This is a genomic window from Microbacterium neungamense, from assembly GCF_024971095.1.
Classification (GTDB): Bacteria; Actinomycetota; Actinomycetes; order Actinomycetales; family Microbacteriaceae; genus Microbacterium; species Microbacterium neungamense.
Genome location: NZ_CP069717.1, coordinates 2,140,536 through 2,164,268 on the forward strand (window position 1 = coordinate 2,140,536; position 23,733 = coordinate 2,164,268).

Genomic DNA, 23,733 nt, shown 5'->3' on the forward strand with positions numbered 1-23,733 from the left:
CCTCCCCCGTTCCGTGTCGGTGCGCAGTCGCCGCACCCAGGTTCCTTTCTACGCGATCCCCGTCCGCGCGGACAAGAGCCGGGTTCCGCCACCGCGCCGTCGCCGCGCCGCCGGGACGCCGCCGGGAGGATCCCGCATCCCCCAGGCCCTCCCCCGTGCGTTTTCCTCCTGGCGGCCGGTCCCGCCCGCGCCGCCGGGAGAATCCCGCATCGGAGACGGGCCTCCCGGGTGCAGGATCCTCCCGCCGCACGTGTGACGCCTCGTCCTCCACAGATGTGGCCCCTCGACGAGTTCTCCACGGATGCCGGGAATCGCGCATCCCGGTGAGGTGAACACTGCGCATCCTTGACGGATGCATCATCGTGTTCTCCTGCCACCGGCACTCATCCCGGCGTTCCACCTGCGACAGGCCGAGGAGCACGGCATCGGCCGCGGCCGTTGCAATGCTCCGGACCTGGCACGGCCTTTCCCGGGCATCCGCTCCGTCGCGGTGCCCGACACCTTCCTCGCGCGCGTGCGCTACTACGCGCCCAGACTGCGCGAGGGGCAGGCGTTCTCCCGGCGCACTGCCGCGCGCCTGCGGGGCCTTCCGCTCCCCTGGTTCTGGACGCCCCATGAGCTCCTGGACATCGCGGTGCCGGAGGGTGCCGCTCCGCCGAAGGTCGCCGGCGTCGCCGGCCATCGGCTGAGCACGGTGCGGATGCGGGCGGCTCTGCTCGACGGCGTGCCCGTGCTCGATCCGGTGGCGACGCTCTTCGTGCTCGCCGCCGAGCTCACGGCGACACAGCTGCTCGTGCTGATCGAGGCGCTGATCACCCCGTCAGGGAAGTACCCGAACCTGGTCGGTCCGCGCCCGTTGACGGATGCGGGCGAGATCGACATGCGCCTGGCCGAATGGGGCTCGTTTCCGGGCGTGGGCCGGGTCCGCACCGCATTGACACGCGCACGGGCCGGCGTCGACTCCCCCAAGGAGACCGAAGCGCGGGTGGTGATCATGGCGGCCGGCCTGCCCGAACCCGAGGTCCAATACGTCGTCCACGAACGGGGACGCAAGATCGCGACGGTCGATCTCGCGTATCCCGAGTGGAAGATCGCGATCGAGTACGAGGGCGACGGCCATCGCACCGACCCGGAGCAGTGGCGTGAGGACATCCGGCGGCAGCGCGAGCTCGAGGAGCGGGGATGGCTGGTGCTCCGGATCACCCAGCTCGACCTCGCCGATGGCCGCGCGGCCTTCCTCGCCCGCCTCCGCCGCGCCGTCGCGCAGCGCAGCGCCGCCTGACCCGGCATCAGCCGGGAGAAGAACGCACCGCGCAGCACCTCCGCGGAGGCGGAAAGCTCCCGGGCGACGGCGGACAGCCGCGAGGCATGCCGCCGCTGGGAGAAGAACGCACCCCACAGCACCTCCGCGGATGCAGGAACCTCCCCGCGACCGAAGGCGCCCGCGCGGCATCCCGCCGCCGGGAGAACAATGCACCGCGCAGCGCCGCCGCGGATGCGAGAAGCTCCCGGCGACCGCGGACGACCGCGAGGCATCCCACCGTCGGGAGAAGAACGCACCGCGCAACACCCCCGCGGATGCGAGAACCTCCCGGCGACCGCGGACGACCGCGAGGCATCCCGCCGCCGGGAGAAGAACACACGGCACAGCACCCCCGCGGATGCGGAAAGCTCCCGGCGACCGCGCCGCGCCGCGCCGGGCGGCACCGCGCCGCCCCGCCCCACGCGCATCAACGACAGAGGGGCCGGACCCGAAGGTCCGACCCCTCTGCGAGAAGCAGTGCTTACTTGACGATCTTCGTGACCGTGCCGGCGCCGACGGTGCGGCCACCCTCACGGATCGCGAAGCCGAGGCCCTCCTCCATGGCGATCGGCTGGATCAGCTCGACCGACATGTCGGTGGTGTCACCCGGCATGACCATCTCGGTGCCCTCGGGCAGCGTGATGACGCCGGTGACGTCGGTGGTGCGGAAGTAGAACTGCGGACGGTAGTTCGTGTAGAAGGGGTTGTGGCGGCCACCCTCGTCCTTGGAGAGGATGTACGCGGTGCCCTCGAAGTGGGTGTGCGGGGTGATCGAACCCGGCTTCACGACGACCTGGCCGCGCTCGACGTCCTCGCGCTTGGTGCCGCGGAGGAGCAGACCGCAGTTCTCGCCGGCCCACGCCTCGTCGAGCTGCTTGTGGAACATCTCGATACCGGTGACGGTCGTCTTCTGCGTCGGGCGCAGACCCACGATCTCGACCTCGGAGTTGATGGCCAGGGTGCCGCGCTCGGCACGACCGGTGACGACGGTGCCACGACCGGTGATCGTGAAGACGTCCTCGATCGGCATCAGGAACGGCTTGTCGCGGTCACGCACCGGGTCCGGGATGTTCTCGTCGACGGCCTCCATGAGGTCGACGATCGACTGCACCCACTTCTCGTCGCCCTCGAGAGCCTTCAGGCCCGAGACGCGCACGACCGGAACGTTGTCACCGTCGAAGTCGTTCTTCGACAGCTGCTCGCGGACCTCCATCTCGACGAGCTCGAGGATCTCCTCGTCCTCGACCATGTCGGCCTTGTTCAGGGCGACGAGCAGGTACGGCACGCCGACCTGCTTGGCGAGGAGGATGTGCTCCTTCGTCTGAGCCATCATGCCGTCGGTGGCGGCCACGACCAGGATCGCGCCGTCCATCTGGGCGGCACCGGTGATCATGTTCTTGATGTAGTCAGCGTGACCCGGGGCGTCGACGTGTGCGTAGTGACGCTTCGGGGTCTCGTACTCGACGTGCGAGATGTTGATGGTGATACCGCGCTGACGCTCTTCCGGAGCCGAGTCGATCGACGAGAAGTCGCGCACGACGTTGACATCCGACGGGTACTTCTCAGCAAGCACCTTCGAGATCGCTGCGGTGAGCGTGGTCTTGCCGTGGTCGACGTGACCGATCGTTCCGATGTTCACGTGCGGCTTGGTCCGCTCGAACTTGGCCTTAGCCACTGGGTCCTCCTCAGGACGGTCATGTAGCGACAGCGGGCACTGGTTTGCGACCGCTTCTCTACGGGTTAGGTTCTCAGTCTAATAGAGAGGGAAGTGTGAAGTTGTGGGGTACCGGATGCCGCGGACCGGGCGTTCGTCTCGGCCCTGCGGGCCTCGCTCGACGACCGGGCGCTGCGACGGGCTCAGCGTCCGCGGCATCCGACAGGGCTTACTCGCCCTTGGCCTTCTGGACGATCTCGTCGGCCACGGCCTTCGGGACCTCCGCGTAGCTGTCGAACTCCATCGAGTAGACCGCGCGGCCCGAGGTCTTCGAGCGCAGGTCGCCGATGTAGCCGAACATCTCCGACAGCGGCACCAGAGCGCGCACGACCTTGACGCCCTGGGCGTCCTCCATGGACTGGATCTGGCCGCGACGCGAGTTCAGGTCGCCGATGACGTCGCCCATGTACTCCTCCGGCGTACGCACCTCGACCGCCATCAGCGGCTCGAGGAGCACCGGGTTCGCACGGCGGGCGGCCTCCTTGAAGCCCATCGAGCCCGCGATCTTGAACGCCATCTCCGAGGAGTCGACGTCGTGCGCGGCACCGTCGACGAGGGTCGCCTTGACGCCCACCATCGGGTAGCCGGCCAGCACGCCGACGTTCATCGCGTCCTGGAAGCCCGCGTCCACCGACGGGATGTACTCGCGCGGCACACGGCCACCGGTCACCTCGTTGACGAACTCGTAGGTCTTGTCCGCGGTCACCTCGAGCGGCTCGATGGTGAACTGGATCTTCGCGAACTGACCCGAGCCACCGGTCTGCTTCTTGTGGGTGTAGTCGTGCTTCTCGACGGCCTTGCGGATCGTCTCGCGGTACGCCACCTGCGGCTTGCCGACGTTCGCCTCGACCTTGAACTCGCGCTTCATGCGGTCCACGAGGATGTCGAGGTGCAGCTCGCCCATGCCCTTGATGGTCGTCTGACCGGTCTCCGGGTTGAGCTCGGTGCGGAAGGTCGGGTCCTCCTCGGCGAGCTTCTGGATCGCCAGACCCAGCTTCTCCTGGTCGGCCTTGGTCTTCGGCTCGATGGCGACCTCGATCACCGGCTCCGGGAAGGTCATCGACTCCAGCACGACCGGCTGGTTGATGTCGGCGAGGGTGTCACCGGTGGTGGTGTCCTTCAGGCCGATCACGGCGTAGATGTTGCCCGCGGTGAGCTTGTCGACCGGGTTCTCCTTGTTGGCGTGCATCTGGAAGATCTTCCCGATGCGCTCCTTCTTGCCCTTGGTCGAGTTGACGACCTGAGCGCCCGACTCGAGCTCGCCCGAGTAGACGCGCACGTAGGTCAGACGACCGAAGAACGGGTGGACGGCCACCTTGAACGCCAGCGCCGCGAAGGGGTCCTTCGCGTCGGGGTGACGCTCGATGATCTTCTCCTCGTCCTTCGGGTCGTGGGCCTCGATGGCGGGGATGTCCAGCGGCGACGGCAGGTAGTCGATGACCGCGTCCAGCATCGGCTGCACACCGCGGTTCTTGAACGCGGAGCCGCACAGCACCGGGTAGATCTCGGAGGCGATCACGAGCTTGCGGATCGCGCCCTTGATCTCGGCGACGGTGAGCTCCTCGCCGCCGAAGAACTTCTCCAGAAGCTCCTCGTCCGACTCGGCGACCGTCTCCAGCAGCTGCTGACGGTACTCCTCGGCCTTGTCCTTCAGGTCGGCCGGGATGTCCTGGATCTCGTACTGGGCGCCCATGGTCACGTCGCCCTTGGCGTCGCCCGGCCACACCAGGGCGCGCATCTCGATCAGGTCGACGACGCCGACGAAGTCGTTCTCGGCGCCGATCGGCAGCTGCAGCACGAGCGGCTTCGCGCCCAGGCGGTTCACGATGGTGTCGACCGTGTAGTAGAAGTCGGCGCCCAGCTTGTCCATCTTGTTGACGAAGCAGATGCGCGGGACGTTGTACTTGTCGGCCTGACGCCACACGGTCTCGGACTGGGGCTCCACGCCCTCCTTGCCGTCGAAGACGGCGACCGCACCGTCGAGCACGCGGAGCGAGCGCTCCACCTCGACCGTGAAGTCCACGTGACCGGGGGTGTCGATGATGTTGATCTGGTTCTTGTTCCAGAAGCAGGTCACCGCGGCGGAGGTGATGGTGATGCCGCGCTCCTTCTCCTGCTCCATCCAGTCGGTCGTCGAGGCGCCGTCGTGCGTCTCGCCAAGCTTGTGGTTGACACCCGTGTAGAACAGGATGCGCTCGGTGGTGGTGGTCTTGCCGGCATCGATGTGGGCCATGATGCCGATGTTGCGGACCTTGCTCAGGTCGGTGAGCACTTCTTGTGCCACGGGGGTTCCTCCGGGATGGTTCAGGAACGAATCAGAGAGTGGGAGCGGATGCCGCGGTGGCGGCATCCGCTCTGCCCCTTACCAGCGGTAGTGGGCGAAGGCGCGGTTCGACTCGGCCATCTTGTGGGTGTCCTCGCGGCGCTTGACCGCGGCACCCAGGCCGTTCGAGGCGTCGAGGATCTCGTTCTGCAGGCGCTCGGTCATCGTCTTCTCACGACGGCCCTTCGCGTAGCTGACGAGCCAGCGCAGAGCGAGCGTGTTCGCGCGGTGCGGCTTGACCTCGACCGGAACCTGGTAGGTCGAGCCGCCGACGCGGCGGCTGCGGACCTCGAGGGTGGGGCGCACGTTGTCGAGCGCCTTCTTGAGCGTGGCGACGGCGTCCTGGCCGCTCTTGGCCTCGACGCCGCGGAGGGCGCCGTAGACGATCGACTCGGCGAGCGACTTCTTGCCGTCGACGAGGATCTTGTTCACGAGCGAGGTGACGATCGGCGCGCCGTAGACGGGGTCGTTGACGACCGGGCGCTTCGGGGCGGGACCCTTACGAGGCATCTATCTCAACCCTTCTTCGCGCCGTAGCGGGAACGAGCCTGCTTACGGTTCTTGACGGCCTGGGTGTCGAGCGCACCGCGGACGATCTTGTAGCGGACACCGGGGAGGTCCTTCACACGACCGCCGCGGACGAGCACGAGCGAGTGCTCCTGCAGGTTGTGGCCCTCGCCCGGGATGTAGGCAGTGACCTCGGTGCCGTTGCGGAGCTTCACACGGGCGACCTTGCGCATCGCCGAGTTCGGCTTCTTCGGGGTGGTGGTGTACACACGGGTGCACACGCCGGCCTGCTGCGGGTTCGACTTCAGCGCCGGAGCCTTGGTCTTCGAGACCTTAGGCGTACGGCCCTTGCGAACCAACTGCTGAATGGTTGGCACGTTCTCTCCTCATAGTGCTGCACGGTGACAGCGTGATGGATTTCACATCATGACCCACCGGCACGACGGATCCGCCGTGCTGTCAGGTGGTGGGTATGCCGTGGGGGCGAACCGGAGGTACCGGCGCCCTGCATGAGCGCACAGGCGTGCGCACACCCGATCAAGTGTAATGCGGCGTAACGGCGCCGGTCAAATGAGCGGATGCCGCGGGGCGCGATCGTCCGGCGCCGCCGCGCGGGTCCTCCCCGCGCCGCCCCGGTCCGGCCGCCCCGGCCTCACCGCTCAGGCGCGCTCGCGCCGCCGGGACGCCATGTGCAGCGCGCCGGCGAGCAGGATCAGGGTCGCCCCGCCGATGCTCAGGCCCAGCAGGGAGTCCGGGTCGGCGCCGGTGGTGGCGAGGTCGCCGAACGGCGGCGCCGGCGGCTGCTGCCCGGCCGGCGGCGGGCCGACGGGCGGCTGCGGGCCGGTCGGCGGCTGCGGACCGGTCGGCGGCTGCGGCGCGGGAGCCGGCGCCACGGTGAAGCGGCTGGCGGCGGCCGGGCCGGTCGCGCTGTTCACCGTCTGCTCGGCGGAGACCGTGTGCTCGCCGACGGCCGGGGCCGGCTCCAGGGCGAGCGACCAGGTGCCGTCCGCGCCGACGATGGCCGTGCCGGCGGCCTCGCCGTCGAGGAAGACCTCCACCACCGCGCCGGGGACGCCGGTCCCGGAGATCGCGTTCGGGGCATCCGTGGTCGACGAGCCGTCCGCCGGGCCGATGATGGCCGGGGCCGGCGGCAGCACGGTGAACGTGCTCTGCGCGGTCTGCACGTCGTCGCCCGCGGTCTGCGTGACGGTGTAGGCGACCGGGCCGTAGGGTGCCGCGACCGTCAGGGACCAGGAGCCGTCGGCGCCCACCTCGGTCGTCCCGGTGACGTCGCCGGAGAGGGCGATCGCAGCGCCGGGCTGGCCGGTGCCGGTGATGGTGACCTCGCCCGCGGGGAGCACGGCATCCGTCTCGGGTGCGGTGATCACGGGAGCGGCGATCGGCGCCTCCTCGACGGTGAGGCCGAACGGCACCGGCTCGGAGCGGTTGTACCCGCCGTCGGACACCTGCAGCACGTACTCGACGAGCCCCTCGATCACCGGAACCGGGAAGCTCCACAGCCCGGCCGCATCGATCGGGACCGGCGTAGTGATGCCGTTCAGGGTGACCAGCAGGGTGTGCCCCGCGGGGCCGGTGCCGCTCACGCTGTCGCCCGGGTGGGCCGTGGATCCGGCCTGGTGGGAGGTGACGGTCGGCTCGGCGACGTCGAGCATGATCGTGTACCCGCCGGTCCGCTCGAGGCCGCTGAGCAGGTCGGTCGCGATGGAGAAGTCGCCGATCTGGGGATCCGTGCCGCCCCCGGAGAGCACTCCGACCGCGGTCGTGCCGCGCAGGAACGCGCCGCCGGAGTCCCCGTGGTCCGACAGCGCCGTGGTCAGGAAGCCCTTGACCCAGTGGCCGGTGCCATTGGTGTCGTTGACCTCGTACCACCCGGTCTCGAGCACCTCGCCGGTGTGCTGTCCCGTGGTGCGGCCGCTGCGCAGGATCTGGTCGCCCGGCTGTGCGGTGCCGACGGCGGTGACCGGGGTGCCGGAGGCGGACAGGTCGTCGCCGGCCTCGGTGGTCCAGTCGGTCACGAACGGCTTCAGCGTGAATCCGGCGGCGGTCACGTCGATCGCCGAGATGTCGGTGCTGGCCGGGTCGTTGTTCGCACCGGACGTGCCGCCGGGGCCGCCGAACTGCGAGAACGCGAAGGTGCCGAGAATGGTGCCGCCGTCGAGCAGGCCGGGCGAGAAGGTGGGCGGGGCCGGGTAGGTCGCGGCGTCGTCCTGGCTGGGACGGGTGCGCTCCACCGTCTCGCCGGCCGTGCCGCAGTGCCCCGCGCTGATGATCGCGGGGTCGCCGTCGGGGGTCCAGGCCGAGAAGCCGAAGGAGCAGAGCGAGCCCTGCCCGGTGGCGCGGTCGATCACGGCGTAGCCGGCGCCGCCGACGACGTCGCTCGTGGCGTGCGCCGTCGCGGGTTCGCGGTCGGCGAGGACGACGTTCCCGAAGGAGTCCAGCCAGGCCTGCGTCGCGGCCTGCAGCCGGTCGACCTCGGCGGAGACGACGATCTCGCCCTCGGCGTTGCGTCCGATGCCGTTCACGGCCTCGTCGCTGGTGATGACGTCTTCGGCGAAGGAGGCGTAGGCGCTGCCTTCGGTCGGCGCGGTGTCCTCCTCCGCGGCCGCTGCCGGCCCGGCGAGCAGGGCGCCGGCGGTGGTCGCGGCGACGAGGGATGCGGGGAGCAGGCGGAGCGCCTTCTTCACGGATGTCTTCACGTTGTCCTCTGCAATGCGGCCGTGGCGGCCGATGCACCATCGGACACCCTTCGCGCCGTGCTCGGCGTCGAGCCCGGCGGTTCGCATGCTATCCGATATGCCGGAATGCACGCATCATCCTTCCGGTGAACATTTCGGAACACGACGTCCGTGATCGGCAGGCGTCGGTCGTCCCGAGCCGGGCGCGGGTCAGGGGGTGTCCGGGTCGAAGGGCGAGTCCAGCGCTTCGCTGAGCTCCGCGAGCAGAGCTTCGATCTGCGGTTCCACGTACTGCGAGATGGCGGCCTGCACGCGCAGCCGGTGACGCAGCAGGATGCCGCAGATCTCCCGGCCGATCATGTTCGCGTACTCGTCGGCCAGCGCGACCTCCTGCCGCAGCGCCGCCTTCGCCTCCTCGCTCAGCGGGGGCAGGGGCGGCAGATCTGGTGCGGACTCGTCGGCGAGCCCGGCGACGGTGAACAGGAACGGCGCCCCCGGGACCGGATCGGGATCCAGCGGCATCCCCTCGAACTCGGGATCCAGGCCCTCCGCCGGCCGGTAGCTCCGGGCCCGGTTGCGCTCGGCCTGCTGGTCGAGCTCGGCCTGGAGCATCGGCAGGTTGCGTGCCGTGTACTCGGCGACGGCGTGGTCCACGATCGCCTTGATGCGGGTGGAGAGTCCGTGCTGCACGGCGTGCGGGACGTTCGCGCCGATGCCGGCCGCGGACAGGATCGGCGAGCCCAGACAGCGCCGGCAGGGGGCGACCCGGCCGCGGTGCGTCGCCGGGGCCCAGCGCGGTACCCAGCGCAGCCACGCCTCCATGGCCTGACCGACCTGAGTGTCCAGCGACCTCTCCACGGTTACAGGGTACGACCGCGGCGCCGCCGCGGCGCGGATCCGGGCGCCTCCCGCGGGGCGCGCGGCGACGCGGCACCCTGCACCGGCTCACTCCTCATCGGCGGCACGCTCCCACGGCCAGTGCGGCGGGCGGGCGCGGGTGCGGCGCAGCGCCACGGCGATCCAGGCGGCGACCGCCGCGGCGAGCAGGAGCACCGCGCTCGGCCCGCGCAGCACGAGCTGCGAGACGGCGGCGGATGCCGGCGCGAGGCCGGAGCCGGCGACCAACGCGCTCAGCCACACCGCGGCCAGGTGCGCGAGTCCGGTCACGACGGCCACGAGCGCCACCGGCGGGTAGAGCGGATGCGGGACGCGCAGCACCGGCCAGAGCATGCCGGTGAACACGGCGACGGCCACGAACATACCGGCGATGCCTGGCCACTGGCCCAGCGCCGACACCGCGATGATGTCGATGTCGGCGAAGTAGCTCAGCATCCCGAGGCCGAGGATCGCCAGGGCGGCGAAGAGGACGGCGCCCACGGTCAGCGCCGTGACGACGGAGACCCCCGACGGCGCATCGCCGCGGGGGTCTCCGGTGGTCATTCTCGGCTCACCGGGCCAGAGTGGGCCCGGCCTCCAGCGTGCGCTCGTACTCGCGCTGCGCCTCGGCGTTCAGCTCCTTCTTGCGGGCGCCGCGGCGGGCGACCCAGGCGCCGAACCAGACGGTCAGCTCGCGCGCGAACACGAAGGCGGCGATCGCGAGCGGAGCCAGCAGCTGCTCGTTCACCAGCTCGGCCGATGCGGCCGGCCCGATCCGCCAGAACCCGGCCTGGAACAGCTGGCCGAGCAGGTGCCCGCCGTAGGCGGCCGCGGCGACGAACAGTCCGAAGATCACCCACAGCCCCCAGCGGCCGCGGTTGATGAACACCCCGAGCAGCCAGAAGGCGAGGAAGAACACGACGACCGGCACCCAGAACGACCAGGTGGTCAGCGGCGCGAGCGCGGCGTCGGCGATGTTCTCGCCGGTGACGTCGCCCTCCAGCGCACCGAGTCCGAGGATCGTGCCGAGGTAGAGCAGGGCGAAGCACAGCGTCGCGAGCAGGCCGATGCCGGCGGCGGTGCCCCGGTTGCCCAGCTCGCGCGGCGGCTCGGGGGCCTGCACGAAGATCGGCTGCGGCGCCGGGGCGACGAGCGGCTCGGCGGGCACGACGCGGGTCTCCGCGGATGTCGCCGCGCCCGCACCGTACGCGGTGTCGGCGACGGTGGGGTGCTCCGGGTCGGCGTGGTAGGTGTGCCGGGTGGTCTCGGGCTCGGCGGTCTCGGCGGCCGCGACGGCGTCGCGCTCCGCCTCCACATCGCGGCGCTCGGCCTCGACGTCGCGGCGCTCGGCGTCCACATCGTGGCGCTCGGCGTCGAGGTCGCGGCGGTCGGCTTCCAGGTCGCGACGGTCGGCGTCCTGCACGGCACGGTCGGCCGCGGCATCCGCGTCGCGCTGCTCGGCGGCGCTGAACGTGCCGGGGTGCTCGCGCTCCGCCGCCTCGAACGCGGCGAGGTCGGGGTCCACCGGGGCGACCTGGGCGTCGGGTCCGGGGACCTCGGCGCGGGCCGCCTCCGCTTCGGCCAGCCCCTCGTTGGCGCTGTCGACGACGTGGTCGACGTCGTCGTGTCGCTCGTTCTTCGGGACCTCGGGGTCGCTCATGATGGCTGCCTCTCGTGGAAGGGTGCAGTGCGAGGGTATCGCCGCGGCGGGCGCGGAACCAGGAGGCGTGCCGACGTGTCGCAGCACGCGGGCGCCACAGTCCGGCCGGGCATCCGCGGTGCGGACGGGCACCGGCGGAGTCGCGGGCCGATCAGCCGCCGAGCGTGGAGTCGAGCAGGGCGGTCAGCACGACGACGAGTCCGGGTCCGGCGGGCAGGGCGAGCCAGAGCAGGGCGGCGACGATCGCCGCGCACAGCACGCCGACGATCCAGCTGGCGACGAGGTTGCGCCCTCCGATCCGTGCCCCCATGCGCTCAGGGTACGCCCGGGCCGTCGCGTGCGGCGGCGCCGACACACGGGCGCGCCGGGTCCCGGCATCCGTCCGCGTCAGGCCCAGCCGAGCCGCGCGGCCACCGCCTGCGCCGCCCGGCTCGGGAACTCCGGCCAGCCGGGCTCGAGTTCGCGGAGCAGGCCGAACAGCATCCACGCCGCCTCCTCCTCCGGGCGGGCGAGGGCCACGGCGATCCGCGACCCCCACTCCGGGAGGTCGCGCTCGAACCGGCGCACCGGGTCGATCGTGTCGCGCAGCGCCGTGGAGCGCTCGGACAGCCGGCCGCGCACGACCCGCACCAGGTGCTGCACGGCGTGCTGACGGATGAACTGCCCGCCGTTCAGACGCTCCCCGCGGCGCACCCGGCCGACGCCGAGGAGGAGCTTGACGAGCACGAGACGGGCGTCGTTCTCCGGGTCGAAGCGGTCCGCCGCCGCGGCGCGCTCGCGCGCCCGCGCCACCAGGGCCGCGGTGGTGCCCTCGGCGTCGTCGACCACGACCGTGGCATCGCCCGCGACCGCGCCGGCGAGCTCCTCGGCATCCGAGAGCGCGAACTCGAAGACGTGCCCGTCGTCGTACACCGCGACGAACCCGATCTCGCCCTCGCGCGCGGTGAGCACGATGCGGTCCTGGTCCGGGAGCCAGGAGAGATCCGGGCGGATCTCGGGCCCTCTCCCGCTCTCGGCGAGCGCGAAGAAGTCGTGATCCGACCACTCGTCGCGCCGGAAGCGCGCCTCGTCGGATGCCGAGCCGAGCAGCACCAGCCCGCTCAGCCCGTCCCGGGCGCGGACGCCGTCCGCGAGGCCGCGGCTGAGCTCCTCGTACCGTTCCGGGGTCGTCATGGCCGCGCTCCCCCGGCATCCGTGAACGCGGCAGCATCCGTGCGCGTGCCCGCATCCGCGCCCGCGCCGGCATCCGTGCGCGTGCCGGCTTCCGCGCCCGCGTCGGCATCCGTCCCTGCGGCGGGGACGCGCACGCCGGGCAGGCGCCACGCGGCGAACGCGGGCCCCTCGGCGGCGAGCGCGACGGCGCCGTCGGATGCGACGGCCAGCGTCGCCTCGCCGAACAGCGCCTCCGCCTCCGCCGCCCCGGGCAGCGCGCCCGGGGCGAGCTCGGCGTCCACGCGCCCGCGGGTGGCGAGCACGAGCACCGACTCCTCGGCCGACTCGCGCACGAACACCATGGCGTCGTCGTCGACGTGCAGCCACCGCAGACCGCCGGTCCCGAGCGCCGGGTGCGCACGACGCAGCCCCACGAGCTCGCGGTACAGCGCGAGCCGCTCGGCCACATCGGGCTGCGACTCGGTGCCCCACGGGATCGGCGTGCGGCTGGTCTCGCCGTCCACCCCGGTCAGCCCGAACTCGTCCCCGGCGAACACCACCGGCAGCCCGGGCAGCGTCATCGACAGCCCGACCGCGACCGGGATCGTGCCGGGTGCCGCGTTGGTGGCGAAGCGGGCGGTGTCGTGGGTGTCCAGCGGCTGCATGTTCCCCAGCCGCACCCGCCACGGGATGCCGCCGGTGAAGCGCGTGATCGATGCGACCACGTCGCGGGCGGTGTACCGCGGGATGCCGCCGGTGCGCATGCCGAAGAACCACGGCTCCGTGAGCTCCTCGCCCTCGGCGTTCCGGTACGGCGCACCGGTGGGCTCGCTCAGCCACGCCCACACCGGCCGGGTGAAGGACGGGTAGGTCATCGCGCCGTGCCAGCCGTCGCCCTGCAGGTCGCTGGTCGCGTCGTTCGTGGACTCGCCGAGCAGGATGGCGTCGGGGTTGATCCGACGCACCGTCTCGCGCAGCAGCCGGCGCACCTCGTCGTTCAGGTCGACCGCGCCGAGCCGGCCGGTCATGTTCGCCACGTCCACCCGCCAGCCGTCGGCGTTGTACGGCGGCTTCAGCCATTTCGCGACGACCGAGTCCTCGCCGGTGATGAAGCGGCGGCGCAGCTCCTCGCTGGACCAGTCGAACTTCGGCAGGCTCGGCGTACCCAGCCAGCACTCGTACGCCGTGTTGCCCTCGTCGGTGAAGTAGTAGAAGGACTCCTCCGGGGCGCCGGGGTTGCCGTAGGCGGCGCGGAACCACTCGTGCCGGTCGCCGGAGTGGTTGCTGGTGAGATCGCCGATGACGCGGATGCCGCGCGCGTGCGCCTCCTCGATGAGCCGGACGTAGGCCTCGTCGCCGCCGAGCAGCGGGTCGACGCTGTCGAAGCTGGACGCGTCGTAGCGGTGGTTGGAGGCGGCGGGGAAGATCGGGGTGAGGTAGAGCAGGTTGACGCCGAGCTCCACGAGGTGGTCGAGGTGCTCGACGATCCCGGGCAGGTCGCCGCCGTAGAACTGGTGGGCGCGGCCCGGCATCACCGGGTCGACCGGGGTGTCCCAGGAGGCCGGGATGGCCCAGTCCGGCACCGGGTGCTCGTCGGCCTGGGCGGAGCGGGCGAAGCGGTCGGGGAACACCTGGTACATCACCGACTCGTGCATCCAGGCCGGCGGCGCCTCGTTCGCGACCAGGGCGAAGTCCTCGGCGTCCAGGGTCTCCAGCCGGTGCAGGCCGGTCTGGTTCAGCCACTCCACTGTGCCGTCCTCGTGCTGCAGCACGAAGCGGTAGCCGTGCCGCGGGTTGCGCACGGTGATCGGCGCCTCCCACCACTCCCAGCCGTCGGTCTCGCCGAGGCGACGGGCATCCGTCCACTCGGGCTCGTGGTCGGGGTTGGACCGGGTGCGCACCGCGCGCAGCGGGCCGTACCCGGCGGGGACGCGCAGGCGGACGGTGACGACGTCGCCGAGCGCCGGGGCGTCGTCGGACACGTACAGCGGGGAGCCGTCGTGGTGCGGGAGGAGAACGGTCATGTCAGGGCCTTCCTGTGGATGCGGCGGCAACCCGCCGTGGATGCGACGTGGTTGCACGGCCGGATGCCGTGACAGAGCCCTTCGGTTGTGTTCGTGAGGAGGATACCGGCCGACGGCCGATGCCCCCACTCGTCTGGTCGTCTACTTGACGCTGCCGGCGGTGAGCCCGCCGACGATGTAGCGCTGCAGCGCCAGGAACAGCGCCACCGGCAGGATCGCGGCGAGCACGGCGCCGGCGGCGAACACGCTCCAGTTCTTCGAGAACTCGTCGGAGACGAAGCGGTACAGGCCCACCGCCAGGGTCTGCTTGTCGGGGTCGACGAGGATGACGCTGGCGAGCACGAACTCGCTGCAGGTGCCGATGAAGCTGAGCAGCCCGACCACGGCGAGGATCGGCGCGACCAGTCGAAGGATGATGGTGAAGAAGATGCGGGCGTGCCCGGCGCCGTCGATCTTCGCGGCCTCGTCGATGGATGCCGGGACGGTGTTGAAGAACCCGTACATGAGGTAGGTGTTCGCCCCGAGCGCGCCGCCCAGGTACACCATGATGAGCCCGATCTGCGTGTTCAGCCCGATCGCCGGGAAGATGTCGCTGATGGTCACCATGAGCAGGAAGATCGCGACCATCGCCAGCATCTGCGGGAACATCTGCACGACGAGCAGAGCGGTCAGGCTGAACCGGCGGCCGGTGAAGCGCATCCGCGAGAAGCAGTACGCCGCGAGCGCGCCCAGCAGCACCGTGAAGAACGCGGTGACCAGGCCGATCACGAGCGTGTTCACGAACCACGCCCCGTACGGGTGGGTCTCGTTCTGGAACAGGGTGAGGTAGCTCTCCAGGCTCACCCTGCTGAACAGCGAGTTCGCGGTGAGCAGGGTGCCGCCCGGGTTGAGCGAGGCGCTGAACACGTACAGCAGCGGGAACAGGGCGAACACCGTCGCCAGCACCCCCACGATGTGGCGCCAGCCGGTCTCCCGGAAGTACTTGCGGAACGGGCGGCGGGGCTCGCGGCCCTCGCCGCGCACCCCGGCCTCGGCCGTGACGATCGCGCCCGTGGAGGGCGCCGCGGTCTGCGTGGTCATGTCAGTTCAGATCCTCCAGGGCCTTGGTGCGCCGGAACGCGAGGACCGAGATGGTCGCGACGAGGATGAAGATGATGATCGAGAAGGCGCTGGCCAGACCGTAGTCGGCGCTGGATCCGACGAAGGCGACCTTGTACACCATGGTGATGAGGATGTCCGTGGCGCCCACGTTCACGCCCGCGGTGACGTCGCGCGGACCGCCGCCGGTGAGCATGTAGATCAGGCTGAAGTTGTTGAAGTTGAAGGCGAACGAGGAGATCAGCAGCGGGGCGACCGCCACCAGCAGCAACGGCAGCTTGATCGAGCGGAACACCTGCCAGGCGCTCGCGCCGTCGACGCGCGCGGCCTCCTGCACGTCCTCGGGGATCGACTGCAGCGCGCCCGTGCAGATGAGGAACATGTACGGGAAGCCGAGCCACAGGTTGACCAGGATGATGCTGGCCTTGGCCAGCCACTCGTTGGTGAGCCACGGGATGTCGGCGCCGCCGAAGAGGACGACGTTGAGGAACCCGAACTCCTGGTTCATCATGCCCGCCCAGACCAGCGCCGAGAGGAAGCCGGGGAAGGCGTAGGGCAGGATCATCAGCACCCGGTAGTACTTCTTCGACTTCATCCGCGGGTCGTTGAACACGATCGCCAGGAACAGGCCGAGGGCGAAGCAGGTGAGCACGGACAGCAGCGCGAACGCGAAGGTCCAGACCAGGACGGACAGGAACGGGCCGCGGATCGACTCCTCGGCGAAGGCGCGGGTGAAGTTGTCGAAGCCGACGACGATCTGCCATCCGGGCTTGAGCTCGGTGCCGTCCTCGGCGGTGAACGCGCCGGTGCCGATGTCGGAGTACACCACGCCGGTGCGGGTATCGGTCATGGTGCCGGCGGCCTCGTCGTACACCAGCGTCGAGGTGTACACGTAGGCGATGGAGCCGTCCGGCGTACGCAGCGCGCCGTCGTTCGGGTCGTCGCTGAGCGGCACCGCCATCTCGGAGATGCGCTCCTGGTTGGCGACGATTTCGGCGAACTCGAGCGTGGTGTAGCCGTCGAGGGCGACGGCCTTGCCGCCGCGCATCTCGGCGTCGTCGACCTCCTCGAGGGGGCGGTCCTCACCGCCGATGAGGACCTCTCCGTCGGGATCGGTGACGAGGAAGGAGAGCTCGCCGAGCTGGTCGAGGATCGTCAGCTCGTACTCGGGCGAGTCGGGCACCCGCTCCTGAGCGGAGAGCATGAGCGCGTTGACGGCGCTCTCCTTGGTGCTGTTGTGACCGGTGCCGTAGTTCGTGAATGCGACGTACCCGGTGTACAGCGCGGCGAACACCTGGAACACGAACAGGAAGACGAGCCCCGGCATCAGGTACTTCGCGGGCAGCCGGCCTCGTCCGGAGTAGATCCAGACGGCGAGCAGCGCCGCCGCGACGACGAGCACCGCGGGCACCCACTGGTCCATGCGGATGAGCACCAGGGCGGCGTAGACCGCGAGCGCCAGGATGAGCCCGAGCACCACGATCTTCAGCAGGATGAGGCCCCAGCCGCCGCCGGCGGCCTCGGCGATGCGGGCGGCCCGGCGCTGTCGGGGTGTGGCGGGGGCGTCGGACCGGGCGTCCTGATCCTCGGTGATCGTCATCGGGTGTCCTCGTGGGCGTGCGCGGATTCGGGTGGTGGAGGGGCGGGGCGGCCGATGCCGCCCCGCCCCGTGCGCTCACTTGCTGATCGCGGCCTGCACGTCGGCGGCCATCTTCTCCCACAGGGCGACCGGGTCGCCGCCGGTGCCGTTGATGATCGCGGCCTCGGTCACGCCCCAGTACTGCCACACGGCGCCCATCTCGGGGATGCTGGGCATCGGGACGGCGTCCGCTCCGACGGCGCCGAATCCGGCGGTGAGGGGGTCGCTCTCGACGGCGGCCTCGAAGGCGGCGGTCAGCGCGGGGGCGCGTCCACCCACCTCGTAGAGGGCCGTCTGCACCTCTTCCGAGCCGATGTAGTTGAGGAGGAACTCGCTGGCGGCCAGCTTGTTCTTGCTCTCCGAGCTCAGGAAGAAGCCCTGCACACCGGCGAACGGCTGCGCCGGCTGACCGCCGGCGGACGGGATCGGGTCGACGACGACGTTCAGACCGGCCTCCGTCGCGGACGGAGCGTTCCACGGCCCGGTGAGGAAGAACGGCGCCTTGCCGGCGTTGAAGTTCTCCCTCGCGAGATCGCCGGTGATGTTCGTGTTCAGGATGCCGGCCTTGCCCTGTTCGCCGAGCCAGGTGGCGAACGCCTTGCCGCCGTCGTTGCCGATCTGCAGGTCCTCGGCGTTGTAGCTGCCGTCGGCCTTGGTGCCGAACACGGGAGCGCCGAAGGAGGTCTGGAAGGGGTACAGGTGGTACGGGTCGGCGGCCTCGGGGTCGAGACCGACCAGGAACGCGTACTCGGTGCCGGCGGCCTTGCCCTTGGCGATCATGTCGTCGTAGGAGGTGGGCGCCTCGGGCACGAGGTCGGCGTTGCGAAGCAGGCCGATGTTCTCGATCGCGTAGGGGACGCCGTACACCTGGCCGTCGTAGCTGAACGCGTCGACCGCGACCTTCTCGAACTCGCCGGCGCGGTCGCCGAGCTCGACCGGGGCGACGACGCCGTTGTCGACGAGCACGCCGAGCCAGTCGTGCGCGCCGACGGCCACGTCCGGACCCTTGCCGGTCGGGACCTGCTGGACGAACTGGTCGCGGATGTCGCCGAACTCCTTCTGGACGAGCTTGACCTCGACGCCGGTGTCGGCGGTGAAGTCCTTGGCGGCGTCCTTCAGGACGCCCGCGCGGTCTGCGTCGACCCAGACCGTGATCGCGCCCGCGTCGCCCTTGTCGTCCGCGTCGCCGCCGGTGGAGCCGGCACCGCAGCCGGTCAGCGCCAGGGCGGAGACGGACGCGATGGCGCCGAACACGAGGATGCTCCTCTTGGTCACCTTCATTGGTGTGTGCCTCTCTCGATGCGTGGGGGCCTGCCCGATATGCAAGCGCTTACAGTATGCCCTGCGACGCGGCATCCGCGCAACGCCCGCTTTCGGGCGTTATCGAGCTGAGATATGGCCTCTGGCGCACGTTCCTCGCGAACGCAGGTGCAAGCGCTTTCAAGACGGATGCCGGGCGGTTCGGGCTGCGCGACTGCGCCGCATCCGCTCCCCGACGGCGCCGCGCCCGCGCGTGCGGTCGCAGCGCTCGATACACTGCCTGTATGGCTGACAGCTCCTTCGACATCGTCTCCAAGGTCGACCGCCAGGAGGCGGACAACGCGCTCAACCAGGCCCGCAAGGAGGTCGAGCAGCGCTACGACTTCAAGGGCACCGGCGCATCCATCGCGTGGAGCGGCGAGCAGATCGTGATCACCGCCAACTCGGAGGAGCGGGCCAAGGCCGTGCTGGATGTCTTCCAGTCGAAGCTGATCAAGCGCGGCATCTCCCTGAAGAGCCTCGACTCCGGCGAGCCGGTCGCCAGCGGCAAGGAGTTCCGCATCGTCTCGAGCCTGAAGAACGGCATCTCGAGCGAGAACGCGAAGAAGATCGGCAAGATCATCCGCGACGAGGGTCCGAAGTCGGTGAAGTCGCAGATCCAGGGCGACGAGCTGCGCGTGCAGTCCAAGAGCCGCGACGACCTGCAGGAGGTCATCCGCCTCCTCAAGGCCGCCGACCTCGACATCGACCTGCAGTTCGTCAACTACCGCTGAACCCGCGCACCCCGGCCGGCGACCCACCGCTGCGCGCGGCACTTGACCGGGCGCCCCGCCGTCGGCGGGCTGATCCCGCGCCGCCGGAGCGGCCATAGCGCCGATATGCCGTTGTGATCTAGTGTGCTCACAAGGCCTCGTATCCCGAGGGCCTTGGGACGTTCCCTGGGGAGGGACGCTCGGATGGATGCCGCTGGGGAGGGTGTTCAGCATGGATGGGGATTGGTCGGGGTTGATCCCGCCGTCGAAACGGCTGCTGGCCGAAGAGGTGTTCCTGGAGATCGGCTCGGCGATCGTCGACGGCCGCATCCCGGCGGGCACCCGCCTGCGCGACGCCGACCTCGCGGCGCAGTACAACGTGTCGCGGACGCCGGTCCGGGAGGCGCTGCAGCGCCTGGAGCGGATCGGCCTGGTCGAGATGGCGCCGAGCCGGTTCACGCGCGTCACCGAGCCGACGCCCGAGGCCATCGACGACGCGCGCGAGTACGCCGGGTATCAGACCGGCATCGTCTGCGCGATGGCGGTGGGCCGGATGTCGGCCGCGGAGCGGGCGCACGCCCGGCGCATCATCGAGCGCATCCGCGCGGCAGGCGCCGACGCCGAAGCCTCGTCGAAGGCGCGATGGGAGCTGTTCGAGCATCTCGGGCGCTGTTCCGGCAACCGCATCCAGCGCGAGCTCACCGCGGAGTCGAGCATGGCCCTGCTGCGCCACCTGCGCCTGTGGCGTCCGACCGCCGAGCAACGGGCGATGGCCGAGGAGGGCCTCGACGCTCTCGAGGAGGCCATCCTCGACGGCGACGCCGCGGCGGCCGAGCAGGCGGCGCGCCTCATGTACGGCGTGCGCGGTGCGGAGGACGCGGCGAGCGAGGCATCCGACGCCGCGGACCCGGCGGAGCGCACCGGCTGAGCCGACGCGCGGGGCCGCCGGATCGGCTCAGGCCACCGGCATCCGCTCCGCCTCGGCCTGCGGCGCCTCCGTCGCCGGCGGGCGCACGTGGCGCGCGGCGTTCCATCCGGTGACCCAGCGCTCCAGCCGGAAGTACGCCTCGTTCCGCGCCTCCCGCCGGGAGAGGAACACGTCGTGCAGCGCACCGTCGATCCGCTCCACGGTGACGGACGACCCGAGTCTGAGCGCGGCGCGCGCGATGTCGTCGACGACGAGCACGCTGTCGGCGCGGGTGAGCTCCTCAGACCAGCGCGTCGGGATCGCCGTGCGCTCCGACAGCAGCACGCACACCGGCACACGGATGCCGAGGCCCGCGGAGACCCTCGCGTGCCCGGCGAGGATCGCATGCAGCCAGGCCGCGTGCACGGTCATCGTCAGCTCGGGGCGCCATTCGGGGTTGATGTCCATCGGGTCGTCCGGGTCGGCCACCTCGCGCTGCGCCCGCGTGTAGAAGCCGAGGTCGACCTGCGGCGCCGCGTCACGGGGCCAGAACCGTGCGCTCAGCTCGATCATCGGAGCGATCGCGGGGCGCGCGGCGCCGAGCTGGAACTCGAGCCACGGCGCGTTCAGGATCACCGCGGACGCGGCATCCGGATGCCGTGCCGCCCACAGACTGAGGATGAGCCCGCCCGTGGAATGACCGAAGAGCACGAGCCGGCGGGACGGGGCATCCGACATCGCGGCGAGCGCCGCGGCGATGTCCTCGTCGTAGGCGTCGAGGTTGGTGATGTAGCCGGGCGTCTGCCCGGGGCGCAGGCTGCGGCCGTACTTGCGCAGGTCGAGCGCGAAGAAGCGGGCGCCGCGCGAGGTCCAGAACCGGGCCAGCCGACGCTGGAAGAAGTAGTCCGACCAGCCGTGCACGTAGAGCACGTCGACATCGGCCAGGGGCCGCGTGTCCTGGCCGAAGCGCCACCACGGCACGGCATCCGGCAGCGCGCGGACGAGGGTCGCGACGACCGGCCCTTCCTCGTCGTCGCCGAGCGTCAGCGTCTGCTGCTCGAACCCGTCGCCGAGGACGTCCGCTACCCACTCCCCCATGACGCCACCCTACCCATCCCCTCCCGTCTGTTTGTGCCGTTCTGCTGCTTCAGCGGCGCTGAAGCAGCAGAACGGCACAAACAGACGCTGGGGGACGGCGAGGGGCGCCGGGGTCACTCGCCGCGGGAGATGCGGACCATCTCGTCGCGGGGGACGACCTTGATGCGGGCGCGGCCCTGCGGGGCGCCGAGGGAGATCTCGTGCTCGTCCAGGCGGTGCCAGCCCTCGAGGTCGGTCCACTGCACGCCGCGGGACGCCAGCAGCGCAGGGATCGCCTCCTCCGACGGGTCCTCCGGACGCCACCACGACCCCTGGTCGTTGATGACGTGCCGCACGGTCTCCATGGCATCCGACTTCGTGTGCCCGATGAGGCCGACCGGACCGCGCTTGATCCAGCCGGTCGCGTACACGCCGGGCACCGGCTGGTTCGACTTCGCCTCGAGCACCTGACCCTCGCGGTTCGGGATCACCCCGTGCTTCTTGTCGAAGGGCACGCCCGGCAGCGGCGAGCCGAAGTAGCCCACCGCGCGGTAGAGCGCCTGCATCGGCACCTCGCGGAACTCGCCGGTGCCGACCGCTCCTCCCTGCCCGTCCGGCCGGGTCCGCTCGTACACCAGGGCGGCGACGCGTCCGTTCTCGTCCGTCTTCACCTCGACCGGCTTGGCCCAGAAGTGGAAGTGCAGCCGCCGGGATGCCGTGCCGCCGGCGTTGTTGACCGAGTCGCGCTTGCGCCACGACTGCAGCACGCGGTCGATCACCATCACCTGCTTGTTGCTGGCCACGGCATCCTTCGACGCCTCGTCGTAGTCGAAGTCCTCGTCGTACACGACCATGTCCACGTCGCGCAGCTCGCCGAGCTCGCGCAGCTCCAGCGGGGTGAACTTCACCTGCGCCGGCCCGCGACGCCCGAAGACGTGCACGTCCTTCACCTTGCTCGCCTTGAGCCCCTGGTACACGTTGTCCGGCACCTCGGTGACCAGCAGGTCCTCGGCGTGCTTGGCCAGCATCCGGGAGACGTCGAGGGCCACGTTGCCGTTGCCGATCACGCCGACCGACTCGGCATCCAGCGACCACTCCCGCGGCACGTCCGGATGCCCGTCGAACCAGCTGACGTAGTCGGCGGCGCCGTACGAGCCGATCGCGTCGATGCCCGGGATGTCGAGGCTCGCGTCGCGGATCGCGCCGGTGGCGAAGATGACCGCATTGTAGTGGCGCTTCAGGTCGTCGAGGGTGATGTCCTCGCCGAAGCGGACGTTGCCGAAGATGCGGATGTCACCGCGGTCGAGCACGTCGCGCAGGGCGGTGATGATGCCCTTGATGCGCGGGTGGTCGGGGGCCACGCCGTAGCGGACCAGGCCGTAGGGGGCGGGGAGCTGCTCGAACAGGTCGATGGACACGTCGAACTTGCGCTCCGCCTTGAGCAGGATGTCGGCGGCGTAGATGCCGGCCGGTCCCGCCCCGACGATGGCCAGCCTGAGCTTGGTCATTGGGGGTTCCTTCCGTCAGCTGCTGCGATCGGCGAGGGTCTCGGCGAATCGCGTGAGGGCTTCGCGCACCGTGCCCTTCGGCAGCGGCTCGAGGGCCGCGATCGCCTCGGCGGTCCAGGTGCGGGCGAGCTCCAAGGTGCGGCGGGTCGCGTCGTGGTCGCGCAGCTCGGCGAGCGGCCCGTCCAGGATGCCGGGGTCTTCACCGCCGGCGATGCGCACGACGCCGTCGTCGATCCGCGCGGCCAGGTCCTGGTCGGCCTCCGCCTCTCCCGCCTTCAGCAGCAGGGAGGGCATGGTGGGCACGCCGGCGCGCAGGTCGGTGCCGGGCACCTTGCCGGTCTCGGCGGGGTCGGCGGACAGGTCGATGACGTCGTCGAGCAGCTGGAAGGCCACGCCGACCTTCTCGCCGTACACCCGCATCGGCTCCTCGTACTCCGCCGGGGCGTTCGAGAAGATCACGCCGCCCTGCGTCGCCGCCGCGATCAGCGAGCCGGTCTTGTCGGCGAGCACCTGGATGTAGAACGCGATCGGGTCGTCGCCCTCCTGCGGGCCGACGGTCTCGTGCATCTGCCCGAGCACGAGCCGTTCGAAGGTGTCGGCCTGCAGCCGGATCGCGCGATCGCCGTAGCGCGACATGATCTGGCTGGCGCGGGAGAAGAGGATGTCGCCGGTGAGGATCGCCACGCTGTTGCCCCACACCGCGTGGGCGGCGGGAACGCCGCGGCGCTTGTCTGCGCCGTCCATGACGTCGTCGTGGTACAGCGAGCCGAGGTGGGTCAGCTCCAGCGCCTTGGCGATGTCGATCACGGGCGGGATGTTGCCCTCGCCGAGCTGGGCGGCGAGCAGCGTCAGGACGGGACGGATGCGCTTGCCGCCGGCCTCGTAGAGGTATCGGCTCGCGGCATCCGCGACCGCGTCGGCGACGCGCAGCTCGTCGGCGAGACCCGACTCGACGAGGTCGAGGCCCTCCTCGATCTCACGGGCGACGCGCCGGGCCGCAGGACCCAGGAAGACGCGGTCGCTGAAGCCGAGTCGGCTCGCCAGTCGCGTGCCCGGGGCTGCGGGGCTCGAAGTCACGCCTCCAGCCTACCCGCGCGGCGGAACCCGCCGCTCACCCCGCCGCGGCGGCATCGTCACATGACGCCGCCGGTGGTCGCGGGGATGCGCCGGCGTCGTCCGGATGAGGTGTCGGCGTCGCCAGGCCCGTGTGCCGGCGTGGTCGCGAGGACGCGAGTCG

20 protein-coding genes are annotated in these 23,733 nt (G+C 70.8%); 3 read left to right on the forward strand and 17 right to left on the reverse strand.

The window, feature by feature from the left end; translation table 11 throughout:
• Window positions 1-352 precede the first annotated feature (352 nt).
• Window positions 353-1,282 (forward strand): endonuclease domain-containing protein, encoded by a 930-nt coding sequence (locus JSY13_RS10490; RefSeq protein WP_259606611.1) that lies wholly within the window; start codon window positions 353-355, stop codon window positions 1,280-1,282.
• Window positions 1,283-1,784: 502 nt separating this feature from the next.
• Here JSY13_RS10490 and tuf read toward each other — a convergent pair.
• The 14 genes from tuf to JSY13_RS10560 all read right to left on the reverse strand — a co-directional run bounded on the left by tuf (window position 1,785) and on the right by JSY13_RS10560 (window position 18,273).
• Window positions 1,785-2,978, reverse strand: a complete 1,194-nt coding sequence (gene tuf, locus JSY13_RS10495; RefSeq protein ID WP_259606612.1) for an elongation factor Tu — start codon at window positions 2,976-2,978, stop codon at window positions 1,785-1,787.
• A gap of 208 nt (window positions 2,979-3,186) precedes the next feature.
• On the reverse strand, window positions 3,187-5,301 hold the full coding sequence (fusA, locus tag JSY13_RS10500) for an elongation factor G (protein ID WP_259606613.1): 2,115 nt from the start codon (window positions 5,299-5,301) through the stop codon (window positions 3,187-3,189).
• A 78-nt stretch (window positions 5,302-5,379) separates the two neighbouring features.
• Complete coding sequence (rpsG, locus tag JSY13_RS10505; protein ID WP_179410053.1) at window positions 5,380-5,850, reverse strand: 30S ribosomal protein S7; 471 nt, start codon at window positions 5,848-5,850, stop codon at window positions 5,380-5,382.
• A gap of 5 nt (window positions 5,851-5,855) precedes the next feature.
• Window positions 5,856-6,224, reverse strand: coding sequence for a 30S ribosomal protein S12 (gene rpsL, locus JSY13_RS10510; protein ID WP_029145644.1), 369 nt, complete (start codon window positions 6,222-6,224; stop codon window positions 5,856-5,858).
• Between the two features lie 282 nt (window positions 6,225-6,506).
• The gene (locus tag JSY13_RS10515) at window positions 6,507-8,564 is read right to left on the reverse strand and encodes a S1 family peptidase (protein WP_259606614.1); all 2,058 of its coding nucleotides are present in this window, start codon (window positions 8,562-8,564) and stop codon (window positions 6,507-6,509) included.
• Between the two features lie 189 nt (window positions 8,565-8,753).
• Window positions 8,754-9,401 carry a spermidine/putrescine ABC transporter substrate-binding protein gene (locus JSY13_RS10520; protein ID WP_259606615.1) on the reverse strand — a complete coding sequence of 216 codons (648 nt, stop codon included), beginning with the start codon at window positions 9,399-9,401 and terminating at the stop codon, window positions 8,754-8,756.
• Between the two features lie 87 nt (window positions 9,402-9,488).
• Window positions 9,489-9,983, reverse strand: a complete 495-nt coding sequence (locus JSY13_RS10525) for a hypothetical protein (RefSeq protein WP_259606616.1) — start codon at window positions 9,981-9,983, stop codon at window positions 9,489-9,491.
• Between the two features lie 7 nt (window positions 9,984-9,990).
• Window positions 9,991-11,079, reverse strand: a complete 1,089-nt coding sequence (locus JSY13_RS10530) for an ABC transporter (RefSeq protein WP_259606617.1) — start codon at window positions 11,077-11,079, stop codon at window positions 9,991-9,993.
• 151 nt (window positions 11,080-11,230) lie between these two features.
• Window positions 11,231-11,389: a hypothetical protein gene (locus tag JSY13_RS10535; protein ID WP_259606618.1), complete on the reverse strand. Its 159-nt coding sequence runs from the start codon at window positions 11,387-11,389 to the stop codon at window positions 11,231-11,233.
• 77 nt (window positions 11,390-11,466) lie between these two features.
• The gene (locus JSY13_RS10540) at window positions 11,467-12,252 is read right to left on the reverse strand and encodes a hypothetical protein (protein ID WP_259606619.1); all 786 of its coding nucleotides are present in this window, start codon (window positions 12,250-12,252) and stop codon (window positions 11,467-11,469) included.
• Window positions 12,249-14,255, reverse strand: a complete 2,007-nt coding sequence (locus JSY13_RS10545) for a glycoside hydrolase family 13 protein (RefSeq protein ID WP_259606620.1) — start codon at window positions 14,253-14,255, stop codon at window positions 12,249-12,251. Before JSY13_RS10545 ends, JSY13_RS10540 begins: the two co-directional genes overlap by 4 nt.
• 141 nt (window positions 14,256-14,396) lie before the next feature.
• On the reverse strand, window positions 14,397-15,335 hold the full coding sequence (locus tag JSY13_RS10550; RefSeq protein ID WP_259606621.1) for a sugar ABC transporter permease: 939 nt from the start codon (window positions 15,333-15,335) through the stop codon (window positions 14,397-14,399).
• A 1-nt stretch (window position 15,336) separates the two neighbouring features.
• The gene (locus tag JSY13_RS10555; RefSeq protein WP_259606622.1) at window positions 15,337-16,953 is read right to left on the reverse strand and encodes an ABC transporter permease subunit; all 1,617 of its coding nucleotides are present in this window, start codon (window positions 16,951-16,953) and stop codon (window positions 15,337-15,339) included.
• Between the two features lie 75 nt (window positions 16,954-17,028).
• Window positions 17,029-18,273: a sugar ABC transporter substrate-binding protein gene (locus tag JSY13_RS10560; protein WP_259606623.1), complete on the reverse strand. Its 1,245-nt coding sequence runs from the start codon at window positions 18,271-18,273 to the stop codon at window positions 17,029-17,031.
• Window positions 18,274-18,536: 263 nt separating this feature from the next.
• On the opposite strand from JSY13_RS10560, the gene JSY13_RS10565 reads away from it, so the two are divergent.
• Together JSY13_RS10565 and JSY13_RS10570 are read left to right on the forward strand one after the other, a co-directional pair.
• Complete coding sequence (locus tag JSY13_RS10565; protein WP_259606624.1) at window positions 18,537-19,025, forward strand: YajQ family cyclic di-GMP-binding protein; 489 nt, start codon at window positions 18,537-18,539, stop codon at window positions 19,023-19,025.
• A gap of 211 nt (window positions 19,026-19,236) precedes the next feature.
• Window positions 19,237-19,932 (forward strand): GntR family transcriptional regulator, encoded by a 696-nt coding sequence (locus JSY13_RS10570; protein ID WP_259606625.1) that lies wholly within the window; start codon window positions 19,237-19,239, stop codon window positions 19,930-19,932.
• 27 nt (window positions 19,933-19,959) lie between these two features.
• Here JSY13_RS10570 and JSY13_RS10575 read toward each other — a convergent pair whose 3' ends face one another.
• The 3 genes from JSY13_RS10575 to JSY13_RS10585 all read right to left on the reverse strand — a co-directional run bounded on the left by JSY13_RS10575 (window position 19,960) and on the right by JSY13_RS10585 (window position 23,573).
• A complete protein-coding gene (locus tag JSY13_RS10575; protein WP_259606626.1) occupies window positions 19,960-21,009 on the reverse strand; it encodes an alpha/beta hydrolase in 1,050 nt (349 codons plus the stop codon).
• Window positions 21,010-21,122: 113 nt separating this feature from the next.
• The gene (locus JSY13_RS10580) at window positions 21,123-22,496 is read right to left on the reverse strand and encodes an FAD-dependent oxidoreductase (RefSeq protein WP_259606627.1); all 1,374 of its coding nucleotides are present in this window, start codon (window positions 22,494-22,496) and stop codon (window positions 21,123-21,125) included.
• Window positions 22,497-22,511: 15 nt separating this feature from the next.
• On the reverse strand, window positions 22,512-23,573 hold the full coding sequence (locus JSY13_RS10585) for a polyprenyl synthetase family protein (RefSeq protein ID WP_259606628.1): 1,062 nt from the start codon (window positions 23,571-23,573) through the stop codon (window positions 22,512-22,514).
• Between the last annotated feature and the right edge of the window lie 160 nt (window positions 23,574-23,733).